The sequence below is a fragment of the Enterobacter sp. FB genome (assembly GCF_000805795.1).
Classification (GTDB): Bacteria; Pseudomonadota; Gammaproteobacteria; order Enterobacterales; family Enterobacteriaceae; genus Enterobacter; species Enterobacter roggenkampii.
Window position 1 is genome coordinate 442,105 of the sequence record NZ_JSZC01000013.1, and the last position, 11,749, is coordinate 453,853.

General features: G+C 57.5%; 11 protein-coding genes. 7 read left to right on the forward strand and 4 right to left on the reverse strand.

Annotation, left to right across the window (positions count from 1 at the left end):
• Positions 1-10 precede the first annotated feature (10 nt).
• The 3 genes from kdpB to kdpF are packed head-to-tail and all read right to left on the reverse strand — an operon-like array spanning position 11 to position 3,846.
• Positions 11-2,059, reverse strand: a complete 2,049-nt coding sequence (gene kdpB / locus PI91_RS08960; protein ID WP_039265967.1) for a potassium-transporting ATPase subunit KdpB — start codon at positions 2,057-2,059, stop codon at positions 11-13.
• Between the two features lie 18 nt (positions 2,060-2,077).
• Positions 2,078-3,757 carry a potassium-transporting ATPase subunit KdpA gene (gene kdpA, locus PI91_RS08965; RefSeq protein WP_039265969.1) on the reverse strand — a complete coding sequence of 560 codons (1,680 nt, stop codon included), beginning with the start codon at positions 3,755-3,757 and terminating at the stop codon, positions 2,078-2,080.
• Positions 3,757-3,846 carry a K(+)-transporting ATPase subunit F gene (gene kdpF, locus PI91_RS24635; protein WP_014069365.1) on the reverse strand — a complete coding sequence of 30 codons (90 nt, stop codon included), beginning with the start codon at positions 3,844-3,846 and terminating at the stop codon, positions 3,757-3,759. The genes kdpA and kdpF overlap by 1 nt, the downstream gene beginning before the upstream one ends.
• Before the next feature lie 309 nt (positions 3,847-4,155).
• Here kdpF and PI91_RS08975 point away from each other — a divergent pair, with 309 nt between their 5' ends.
• The 7 genes from PI91_RS08975 (at position 4,156) to nei (ending at position 10,003) form a co-directional block, all read left to right on the forward strand.
• A complete protein-coding gene (locus PI91_RS08975) occupies positions 4,156-4,362 on the forward strand; it encodes a YbfA family protein (protein WP_008501079.1) in 207 nt (68 codons plus the stop codon).
• Between the two features lie 340 nt (positions 4,363-4,702).
• On the forward strand, positions 4,703-6,115 hold the full coding sequence (gene phrB / locus PI91_RS08980; protein WP_039265970.1) for a deoxyribodipyrimidine photo-lyase: 1,413 nt from the start codon (positions 4,703-4,705) through the stop codon (positions 6,113-6,115).
• A 10-nt stretch (positions 6,116-6,125) separates the two neighbouring features.
• A complete protein-coding gene (locus tag PI91_RS08985; RefSeq protein ID WP_021241021.1) occupies positions 6,126-6,869 on the forward strand; it encodes a type 2 GTP cyclohydrolase I in 744 nt (247 codons plus the stop codon).
• Between the two features lie 14 nt (positions 6,870-6,883).
• Positions 6,884-7,540 carry a 5-oxoprolinase subunit PxpB gene (gene pxpB / locus PI91_RS08990; protein ID WP_021241020.1) on the forward strand — a complete coding sequence of 219 codons (657 nt, stop codon included), beginning with the start codon at positions 6,884-6,886 and terminating at the stop codon, positions 7,538-7,540.
• Complete coding sequence (pxpC, locus tag PI91_RS08995; RefSeq protein WP_039265972.1) at positions 7,534-8,466, forward strand: 5-oxoprolinase subunit PxpC; 933 nt, start codon at positions 7,534-7,536, stop codon at positions 8,464-8,466. The genes pxpB and pxpC overlap by 7 nt, the downstream gene beginning before the upstream one ends.
• Positions 8,453-9,193, forward strand: a complete 741-nt coding sequence (gene pxpA, locus PI91_RS09000) for a 5-oxoprolinase subunit PxpA (protein ID WP_008501084.1) — start codon at positions 8,453-8,455, stop codon at positions 9,191-9,193. The genes pxpC and pxpA overlap by 14 nt, the downstream gene beginning before the upstream one ends.
• 18 nt (positions 9,194-9,211) lie before the next feature.
• Positions 9,212-10,003 carry an endonuclease VIII gene (nei, locus tag PI91_RS09005; RefSeq protein WP_021241018.1) on the forward strand — a complete coding sequence of 264 codons (792 nt, stop codon included), beginning with the start codon at positions 9,212-9,214 and terminating at the stop codon, positions 10,001-10,003.
• An 85-nt stretch (positions 10,004-10,088) separates the two neighbouring features.
• On the opposite strand, the gene PI91_RS09010 is transcribed toward nei, so the two are convergent.
• Positions 10,089-11,372: a citrate synthase gene (locus PI91_RS09010; protein WP_008501086.1), complete on the reverse strand. Its 1,284-nt coding sequence runs from the start codon at positions 11,370-11,372 to the stop codon at positions 10,089-10,091.
• Between the last annotated feature and the right edge of the window lie 377 nt (positions 11,373-11,749).

Genomic DNA, 11,749 nt, shown 5'->3' on the forward strand with positions numbered 1-11,749 from the left:
GATTCACCTTTTAAACCTGGCCGAACAGGGTCAACAGCAGGTCGATAACCTTGATACCGACGAAGGGCACCACCAGCCCGCCCAGGCCGTAAATCCACAGGTTACGGCGCAGCATGGCGGCCGCCGTGAGCGGCTTATAGCTCACGCCCTTCAGCGCCAGCGGGATCAGGAAGACAATAATCAGGGCGTTAAAGATGACTGCGCTCAGAATCGCCGAGGCCGGAGAGTGCAGGTGCATCACGTTCAGGGCGTTTAATTGCGGATAGGTCGCAGCAAACGCGGCCGGAATGATGGCGAAATACTTCGCCACGTCGTTGGCGATACTGAACGTGGTCAGCGAACCGCGCGTCATCAGCATCTGCTTGCCGATGTGCACCACTTCAATCAGCTTGGTCGGGTTAGAGTCGAGGTCGACCATGTTGCCTGCCTCTTTTGCGGCCTGGGTACCGGAGTTCATCGCCACCGCCACGTCGGCCTGCGCGAGGGCAGGAGCATCGTTGGTCCCGTCGCCGGTCATCGCCACCAGACGGCCTTCCGCCTGATACTGACGAATCAGTGCCAGCTTGGCTTCCGGTGTGGCTTCGGAAAGGAAATCATCCACGCCCGCTTCGGCAGCAATCGCCGCGGCGGTAAGACGGTTATCCCCGGTGATCATCACCGTTTTGATCCCCATTTTACGCAGCTGGGCAAAGCGCTCTTTGATGCCGCCTTTGACGATGTCCTTCAGGGCAATGACCCCGAGCACGCGCGCGCCTTCGGCCACCACCAGCGGCGTCGCCCCCTGACGGGCCACGCTTTCGACCAGGCTGTCCACTTCCGGCGGGAAATGACCGTTGTTGGCCTCAATGTGGCGGCGAATCGCGTCAACCGAGCCTTTACGGATCATGCGATCCTGAATGTTAATGCCGCTCATGCGGGTTTGCGCCGTGAAGGGCACGAAGGTGGCGTGCAGGCTCTGAACGTCGCGCTGGCGCAGGTTAAAGCGCTGCTTGGCGAGGATCACGATACTGCGGCCTTCCGGGGTTTCATCGGCAAGGGATGAGAGCTGCGCGGCATCCGCCAGCGTTTTTTCATCCACGCCCGGGGCGGGTAAGAAATCCGACGCCTGACGGTTGCCGAGGGTAATGGTCCCGGTTTTATCCAGCAGCAAGACATCCACGTCACCGGCGGCTTCCACCGCACGCCCGCTGGTGGCGATGACGTTGGCACCGAGCATACGGCTCATGCCGGCCACGCCGATGGCCGACAGCAGGCCGCCGATGGTGGTGGGGATCAGACAAACCAGCAGCGCCACCAGCACCGTGACGGTGACCGCGGTACCGCCATAGGCAGAGAACGGCCACAGCGTCGCGGTTGCCAGCAGGAAGACGATGGTCAGGGCCACCAGCAGGATGGTCAGGGCAATCTCGTTTGGCGTTTTACGACGCTGTGCGCCTTCCACCATGGCGATCATCCGGTCGAGGAAGGTTTCACCCGGGTTAACGCTGCACTGTATCACCAGCCAGTCGGAGAGAATGCGCGTCCCGCCCGTCACGGAGGCGAAATCGCCGCCGGACTCACGGATCACCGGCGCGGATTCGCCGGTAATAGCGCTCTCATCCACCGATGCGCCCCCTTCAATAACTTCGCCGTCGCAAGGGATGATGTCACCGGCTTCCACCAGCACCACATCGCCTTTACGCAGTTCATCTGCCGGAACGTGGTCCATCTGGGCACCGTACTTCGGTTCACGTAGCTTGCGTGCGAAGGCGGTCTTTTTCACCCCTTTCAGGCTGTTGGCCTGGGCTTTACTCCGGCCTTCCGCCAGCGCTTCCGCAAAGTTGGCGAACAGCACGGTAAACCACAGCCACAGGCTGATGGCGCCGGTAAACATCGCATTTCCCGGCATATGGCCTGTTCCCATGGCAATCGCCAGGGCGGTGGTCAGGACGCTTCCCGCCCAGACTATAAACATCACCGGGTTGTGCCACTGCACGCGCGGGCTCAGCTTTTTCACCGCATCCATGAGCGCCTGGCGAACTAATGACGGTTCGAACAGGGCCAGTTGTTTACGACTCATGACAATTTCTCCGCAAAATCAGCGTAAAGAGAGGTATTCCGCGACCGGGCCTAACGCGAGGGCGGGGATAAAGGTCAGGGCGCCGACCAGCAACACGGTGCCCGTCAGCAGGCCAATAAACAGCGCGCCGTGGGTCGGTAATGTCCCGGTAGTGGTCGGTTGGATTTTTTTGTTCACCAGCGATCCGGCTATCGCCATAACCGGCACAATGATCCCGAAGCGACCCACAAACATGCAGAACGCCAGCAGACAGTTCCAGAATGGAGAGTTGGCGCTTAGGCCTGCAAAGGCGCTGCCGTTGTTGTTGGCGGCAGAGGAGACGGCATACAGCACTTCGCTAAAACCGTGAATGCCAGGGTTAAAGATGCCGCTGCGTCCAGCCTCGGTCATCAGCGCCAGCGCGGTGCCGAGCAGCACGAGGGCCGGGGTGACCAGAATTGCCAGCGCGGTTAATTTCATCTCGCGAACGTCGATCTTTTTACCCAGATACTCCGGGGTGCGGCCAATCATCAGACCGGCAATAAACACCGCCAGCAGCACGAACAGCAGCATGCCGTAAAGACCGGAGCCCACGCCGCCAAACACCACCTCACCAATCTGCATCAGCCACATTGGGATCATGCCGCCCAGCGCCGTAAAGGAATCATGCATGGCATTGACGGCCCCGCACGACGCTGCCGTGGTGACGTCTGCATAGAGGCTGCTGGCGAGAATGCCAAAGCGGCTCTCTTTACCTTCCATGTTGATTGCGCTATCTGCACCCAGTGAGAGGAAGTGCGGATTACCCTGCCATTCGGCCCACATCACCAGCGCAACACAGACCACGAAAATAAGCGACATGGTCCAGAGCAGGGTACGCCCCTGACGGCGATCGTTGACCACGTCGCCAAAGGCAAAGCAGAGCGCGGCGGGGATCAGGAAAATCGCCAGCATCTGCACAAAATTGGTCAGGGCGGTCGGGTTTTCGAACGGGTGCGAGGAGTTGGCATTGAAGAAGCCGCCACCGTTCGTTCCGAGCATTTTGATGGCTTCCTGCGACGCCACTGGCCCCATCGGCAGGAGCTGTTTTGCGCCTTCCAGCGAGGTATAAGGTGCGTAAGGCAGCAGGTTTTGCAGGGTGCCCTGCTGAATGAAGAACAGCGCGATCAGCAGCGCAATCGGCAGCAGGATCCACAGCGTAATGCGCGTCAGATCCACCCACGCGTTACCCAGCGTGCTCACTTTCTGGCGCGCAAACGCCCGCGTTAGCGCGAAGATCACCGCAATACCGCTGGCGGCAGAGAGGAAGTTCTGCACGGTTAACCCGACCATCTGGCTGAAGTAGCTGAGCGTGGTTTCACCGGCATAGGACTGCCAGTTGGTGTTGGTGACAAAACTGACCGCCGTGTTTAGCGCCAGATGCCAGGACAGGCCCGGTAACTGCTGCGGATTCAAAGGCAGGACACCCTGCAACATCAGCATGGCAAAAAGCGCGATGAGGCCAACGATATTCAGCAGCAGAATAGCGATCAGATAGTCACGCCAGTTCATCTCCCGATCGTCCACACCCAGTACGCGCCAGATCCCTTTTTCAACGCTTCCCGTGCCGGGCAGGGGAACGTTATTGATCAGCCGTGCCAGCCCCGAGCCCAGTGGCCTTGCCAGGACGAACAACACCACTAAGAAACTGGCAATAAGCAAAAACGCCTGAGCAGCCATCAGAATGCCTCCGCATTAATCAGGGCATAAACCAGATAACCCAATAACAGGAACACCAGCACGATGCCGGCAATAAGACCTGCACTCACAATCCACCTCCGGGTGACTTTTGTTGTTGTGCTAACGGTAGGATTTATGGCGCAAAGATTTCGCAAAAATGAGAAGGGCGGGTGTAAAAAAAGTATAAAAATGGCAAAGCCCACAATTTAACTATTGATAAGTAAATCGTTAACTTTTTTGTAACTTAATTACGGCGTGAATGTAAATTTTGGCTAAACGGACGAAAATAAGTGGTCGGATGAGTAGTAAAATTACAAACAAAGCGATATTATTTTAGCCAGGTCACAGATTTTGAATTTTCCGGATGACGTTTCCGGCCAACTATAGGGGAGAAAAATATGGATCTTTATAAAGAGTTTCCGGCTCATATCGTGTTCATGCGCCGCGCTTTCGCCGTAGTGGCTGGCGTACTGGCTCTGCCGGTGATGCTGTTCTGGAAAGATCGTGCACGTTTTTATAGCTATCTGCACCGCGTCTGGGCGAAAACCAGCGAGAAGCCGGTGTGGATGGATCAGGCCGAGAAAGCGACCTGCGATTTTTACTGATACTAAGACGACACCCAGAAAAAAACGCCGAGGGAGCGATAGCCCCTCGTCAGGGTTTACAGGCACATAATAGCCGTCTTTCTTGCCGGGTGACGCTGCGCTTACCCGGCCTACACAGGGCAAAGAGATCAATGCATTGCATGTTTCATTGTAGGCCCTTGCAAGCGTAGCGCCGCCGGGCGAAATGCACAGCATGCACCTTGTCATCAGTCTGTAAGGCCGCCTTGGGCGGCCTTTTTTATTTCATCCCGTCTACACTTCATGGCAAAGTAGTTCAATGCATGCTTTTTCCTTTTACGGCATGCCCTTACGGACATAATGGATATTTGCCTGGAGTTTTATGCCCACCCATCTGGTTTGGTTTCGCGCGGACCTGCGCGTACATGACAACTTCGCACTCGCGGCAGCCTGCCGTTCCGATGACGCCAGCGTGCTGGCGCTGTTTATCGCTACGCCCGAACAGTGGCAGCAGCATGATATGGCCCCGCGGCAGGCGGCTTACCTCAAATCGCATCTGAACGATCTGCAACACTCACTGGCTGAAAAAGGTATCCCCCTGATCTACAAAGAGGTCAGTGACTTTGCCGCGCAGCTTAAGATGTTGCGGGAGGTATGTCAGCAGAACGGCGTCACGCATCTTTTTTACAACTACCAGTACGAGCTGAACGAACGGCTGCGGGATCGCCAACTGGAGAACATTCTGGGCGAGGTGGTTTGTGAAGGATTTGATGACAGCGTAATGCTGGCACCGGGCAGCGTCATGACCGGCGGCCATGAAATGTATAAAGTGTTCACACCGTTTAAAAATGCTTTTGTTAAGCGTCTGAAAGAGGCGCTGCCGGAGTGCGTACCCGCACCCGCAGCCAGAGGGGAAGCTATAACCACGCTGCCAGAATTAACGTTTAACTATCCCCAACAGGCATTCGATGAGCTTCTGTTCCCCGCAAACGAGAAGGCAGCAATTGCGAAGCTGCGCCAGTTTTGCAAACAGGGCGCGGGAGAGTACGACGCGCGCAGGGATTTCCCGGCGATTGAAGGGACAAGCCGCTTATCGGCAAGCCTGGCGCTGGGCGTACTCTCTCCTCGCCAGTGTTTACATCGTCTTCTGGCCGAGCAGCCGCAGGCGATGGACGGTGGGGCGGGTTCGGTGTGGCTGAACGAACTCATCTGGCGTGAATTCTATCGCCATCTGATGACGTATCATCCCGATCTCTGTAAGCATCGTCCGTTCATTCCCTGGACCGACAACGTAAAATGGCAGCATGATGAGGCACTTTTACAGGCCTGGAAAAAAGGGGAGACAGGCTTTCCGATTGTTGATGCCGCCATGCGCCAGCTAAATGAAACCGGGTGGATGCACAACCGCCTGCGAATGATTACCGCCAGCTTTCTGGTGAAGGATCTGCTTATCGACTGGCGTATCGGAGAGCGCTATTTTATCTCTCAGCTGATCGACGGCGATCTCGCTGCGAATAACGGCGGCTGGCAGTGGGCGGCCTCTACCGGCACCGATGCGGCTCCCTATTTCAGGATTTTTAATCCGACTACCCAGGGGCAAAAATTTGATGCCAACGGCGACTTTATCCGCCGCTGGTTGCCCGCGCTCAGGAACGTTCCTGCGAAAGCGATCCACGACCCGTGGACATGGGCGGATAAACAGGGCGTAAAGCTCGATTATCCCCGCCCGATTGTTGACCATAAACAGGCGCGCACCGCCACGCTGGCGGCGTACGAAGCCGCCCGAAAAGTTTGAGAGCATAAAGATGAAAAACAGTGAACTGGAACGCCTGATTAACGAAAAACTCAATACCGCCTCCTTTAGCGACTACGGCCCAAATGGCCTGCAGGTAGAAGGGCGCGAAACGGTGCAGAAAATTATCACCGGCGTCACGGCAAGCCAGGCGCTGCTGGACGAGGCTGTCCGTCAGGAAGCCGATGCGGTGATTGTCCATCACGGCTACTTCTGGAAAAACGAATCACCGATTATTCGCGGCATGAAGCGCAACCGCCTGAAAACGTTGCTGGCAAATGACATCAACCTGTACGGTTACCACCTGCCGCTGGACGCACACCCGGAACTGGGCAACAACGTTCAGCTTGCGCAGCTGTTGGGGATTACCGTAATGGGCGAAATCGAGCCGCTGGTGCCGTGGGGCGAGCTGGCGATGCCGGTTCCCGGACTGGAGCTGGCCTCGTGGATTGAAGCGCGCCTGGGGCGTCGCCCGCTGTGGTGCGGCGATACGGGCGCGGACCTGGTAAAACGCGTTGCCTGGTGCACCGGGGGCGGGCAGGGCTTTATCGACAGCGCCGCGCGCTTCGGTGTTGATGCCTTTATCACCGGCGAGGTTTCCGAGCAGACCATTCACTCGGCGCGTGAACAGGGGCTGCATTTCTACGCGGCCGGTCATCATGCCACCGAGCGCGGCGGCATTCGGGCCCTCAGCGAGTGGCTGACGGAAAATACCGATCTGGATGTAACCTTTATTGATATCCCTAATCCGGCCTGATGAGAGGTGCCTGAGTGCAGCGAGCGCGTTGTTATCTTCTGGGAGAAACGGCAGTGGTTCTGGAGCTCGAGCCGCCGGTGACCCTTGCCACGCAAAAGCGTATCTGGCGGCTAACCCAGCGTCTGGTCGATCTGCCGGACGTGGTTGAAGCCATTCCGGGGATGAATAACATCACGGTGGTGCTGCGTAGTCCGCATACGCTGGCGCTGGATGCCATCGAGCGTTTACAGCGCTGGTGGGAAGAGAGCGAGGCGCTGGAGCCGGAATCGCGTGCCATTGAGATCCCGGTCGTTTATGGCGGTACGGGAGGACCGGATCTTGGTGTGGTCGCAGACCATTGCGGGCTCACCGAAAAGCAGGTGGTTGAGCTGCACAGTTCGGTGGATTACGTCGTCTGGTTCCTGGGATTCCAGCCCGGATTCCCGTATCTGGGGGGATTATCTCCCCGGCTGCATACGCCGCGCCGCGCTGAACCGCGCCTGAGCGTACCGGCGGGGACGGTCGCGATTGGTGGCGAGCAGACCGGCGTATATCCGCTGGCTTCGCCCGGTGGTTGGCAGCTTATTGGGCATACCGCCACCCCGTTATTTGACCCCGCGCTGGCGTCGCCAATACTCCTGCGCCCGGGCGACACCCTTCGCTTTATCCCGCAGAAGGAGGGGGTATGTTAACGCTTATTCGCGCCGGGCTGTACACCTCCGTACAGGATGCCGGGCGCTTTGGCATGCGCCAGTCCGGCGTGAGCTATTGTGGCGCGCTGGACCGTCCTGCGCTGGAAATCGCTAACTTGCTGGTGGGCAACCCCGGCAGCACGGCGGCGCTCGAAATTACGCTCGGCCAGTGTGTCATTGAGTTTGGTCAGGAGACCTGGTTCGCGCTCACCGGCGCCGGCTGTGATGCCACGCTGGACGGCAAAGCGGTGTGGACCGGCTGGCGTCTGCGGGCGAAAGCCGGGCAGCGTCTGACCTTAAAACGTCCTCTGCACGGCGTGCGTAGCTATCTCGCGGTGGCTGGCGGCATTGATGTGCCTGAGGTGCTGGGCTCATCCAGTACCGATCAGAAAGCCGGGATAGGCGGTCACGAAGGACGTCTGTTGCGCGACGGCGATCGCCTGGCGATTAAGCCCTCTTCGCGTCACTTCTCGACGGCTCAGGGGGTGAAACAACTTCTCTGGGGAAACCAGATCCGCGCCTTACCGGGGCCGGAATATCATGAGTTCGACGAGGCCTCAAAAGAGTCTTTCTGGCGCGCGCCGTGGAAGCTTAGTCCGCAGAGTAACCGAATGGGCTATCGTCTGCAGGGGCAGCCGCTGATCCGGACCACCGACCGGGAACTGCTCTCCCACGGTTTGTTGCCCGGCGTGATTCAGGTTCCAGGCAACGGGCAACCGATCGTCTTAATGAACGACGCGCAGACGACGGGGGGCTATCCGCGAATTGCCTGCATTATTGAAGCCGATCGCTACCATCTGGCGCAAATTCCCCTCGGTCAGCCGATTCACTTCGTGCAGTGTTCGCTGGAGGAAGCGCTAAAGGCGCGGCAGGATCAGCAGCGCTATCTCGAACAGCTGGCGTGGAGGCTCGATGGTAAAGATTGATTTAAACGCCGATCTGGGCGAGGGCGGCAGCGCCGACGCGGCGCTAATGACGCTGGTCTCTTCGGTCAATATTGCCTGCGGCTTTCACGCGGGCGATGCGCAAACCATGCTGGAGAGCGTGCGTCATGCCATCAAAAATGGCGTGGCGATTGGCGCTCACCCGAGCTTCCCTGACCGGGAGAACTTTGGCCGCACCGCGATGGACCTGCCGCCTGAGACGGTCTACGCGCAGGTGCTCTACCAGACTGGCGCGCTGGAGGCGATGGTTCGCGCCGGGAAGGGCGTACTGCGTCACGTGAAGCCGCACGGTATGCTCTATAACCAGGCGGCAAAAGACCCGGTGCTGGCGGCGGCGATTGCCCGTGCGGTGCGGGACTGTAATCCGCAGCTGATTCTGGTCGGCCTGGCGGGCAGTGAGCTTATTCGTGCCGGAGAACGGCTGGGGCTGACCACGCGGCAGGAGGTGTTTGCCGATCGGGGATACATGCCGGACGGCAGTCTGGTTCCGCGCACGCAAGCCGGTGCGCTGATTACCGATGAAGCGAAAGCGCTGGCGCAGACGCTGGAGATGGTGCGCTACGGGCGAGTGACCGCCGTGGATGGCACAACGGCGCACGTTCAGGCGGATACGGTATGTTTACACGGCGATGGCGAGCATGCGCTCCAGTTCGCGCGCCGCCTGCGGGCCGCGTTCGCTGAAGAGGGCATTCTTGTCAGCGCAGATTAATGATAAAAGGACAGAAAAATGCCAGAAGGCCCGGAGATCCGCCGCGCGGCGGATAGCCTCGAGGCGGCGATAAAGGGCAAACCGCTGACGGAGGTCTGGTTTGCTTTTCCTCAACTGAAACCGTTTGAATCACAGCTGGTGGGGCAGTCGGTAACGCATATTGAAACGCGCGGCAAAGCGTTGCTCACGCACTTTTCCCATAACCTGACGTTATATAGCCATAACCAGCTTTACGGCGTGTGGCGCGTGGTGGAGGCGGGTGAACAGCCGCAAACGACCCGCGTGCTGCGCGTCAGGCTGCAAACGGCGGATAAGGCGATCCTGCTCTATAGCGCCTCTGATATCGAAATGTTAACGCCTGAGCAGTTGCTCACGCACCCGTTCTTACAGCGGGTCGGGCCGGACGTGCTGGATATGCGCCTGACGGCGAGCGATGTGAAGGCCCGGCTGCTATCGCCCACATTCCGCAACCGGCAGTTTTCCGGCCTGTTCCTTGACCAGGCCTTTCTCGCCGGGCTTGGCAACTACCTGCGGGTGGAGATCCTCTGGGAAGTCGGGCTGGCACCGCAGCACAAAGCTTCTCAGCTGAGCGATGAACAGCTGGAGGCGCTGTCCCACGCGCTGCTGGACATCCCGCGGCTGTCGTACAACACGCGTGGCATCGTAGATGAAAACAAGCACCACGGGGCGCTGTTCCGGTTCAAGGTGTTTCATCGGGCGGGGAAGAAGTGCGAGCGGTGCGGCGGGATTATCGACAGGATTATGCTCTCTTCGAGACCCTTTTACTGGTGTCCACATTGTCAAAAATAAAAAAGCCGGGTGGCGGCTACGCCTTACCCGGCCTATGTTTCGCATTTGTAGGCCCTGTAAGCGGTAGCGCCACCGGGCTTAACTTTTAGCGCTTCAGGTCAGACTTAAAATCACGCTGCTCGTAGCCGGTATACAGCTGACGAGGACGGGCGATCTTCATGCCTTCGCTGTGCATTTCGTTCCAGTGCGCAATCCAGCCTACGGTACGCGCCATGGCGAAGATCACGGTGAACATGGAAGACGGAATGCCCATCGCTTTCAGAATAATGCCAGAGTAGAAATCGACGTTCGGGTAGAGTTTCTTCTCGATGAAGTACGGGTCGTTCAGCGCGATGTGTTCCAGCTCCATCGCCACTTCCAGCAGGTCATCTTTGGTACCCAGCTCTTTCAGCACTTCGTGGCAGGTTTCACGCATCACGGTGGCGCGCGGGTCATAGTTTTTGTAAACACGGTGACCGAAGCCCATCAGGCGGAAGGAGTCATTCTTGTCTTTCGCGCGACGCACGAACTCAGGAATGTGCTCAACGGTGCTGATCTCTTCCAGCATCTTCAGCGCCGCTTCGTTCGCGCCGCCGTGCGCCGGTCCCCACAGGGAGGCAATGCCCGCAGCGATACAGGCGAACGGGTTCGCGCCTGAAGAGCCTGCGGTACGAACGGTTGAGGTCGAGGCGTTCTGTTCGTGGTCAGCATGCAGGATCAGAATACGGTCCATCGCGCGTTCCAGAACCGGGTTCACTTCGTACTCTTCGCACGGCGTGGAGAACATCATGCGCAGGAAGTTGCCCGCGTAGGAGAGGTCGTTACGCGGATACACAAACGGCTGGCCGATGGAGTATTTGTAACACATCGCCGCCATGGTAGGCATTTTGGACAGCAGACGGTAAGCGGCGATTTCACGGTGACGTGGGTTATTCACGTCAAGGGAGTCGTGGTAGAACGCTGCCAGCGCACCGGTAATACCGCACATCACCGCCATTGGGTGAGAGTCACGACGGAACGCATGGAACAGACGGGTAATCTGCTCATGGATCATGGTGTGACGGGTCACGGTGGTTTTAAATTCATCGAACTGGGCCTGCGTCGGTTTTTCGCCGTTCAGCAGGATGTAGCACACTTCCAGATAGTTGGATTCGGTGGCTAACTGATCGATAGGGAAGCCGCGATGGAGCAGGATACCTTCGTCACCGTCGATAAAGGTGATTTTGGATTCGCAAGATGCGGTAGAGGTAAATCCAGGGTCAAAGGTGAATACCCCTTTGGAACCCAGCGTACGGATATCAATAACATCCTGACCGAGCGTGCCTTTTAGCACATCCAGTTCAATAGCAGTGTCACCATTTAGGGTGAGCGTTGCCTTTGTATCAGCCATTTACGGTCTCCTTAGCGCCTTATGCTTAAGACTGCGCTTTACCGGATTTGCTTTCAGCTGTTAATCACCGTTACCAGATTGTTATTTGGCTTACCGCTCAGCTCACGAGGACAAACCAGGGTACAGAGCTATGGCGCCTTGCAGGTAAACGAATGAAATATCAGTGAAACAACAGCAAATCAGCGTTTTTGCAGTCCGAATTATTCAAACCTGTATATCACTAATAACTGTCCTGATAACTTCGGTCAATACCATCACACTGTTACATAACTATTTGTCAGGTGAAAGAGAGACCTCATAACTTTTGCGCATTATATGCCTTTTCTGATGACGTTTGTAACAATATTGTTTAACATTTGTCAAATCAGATGATTAAA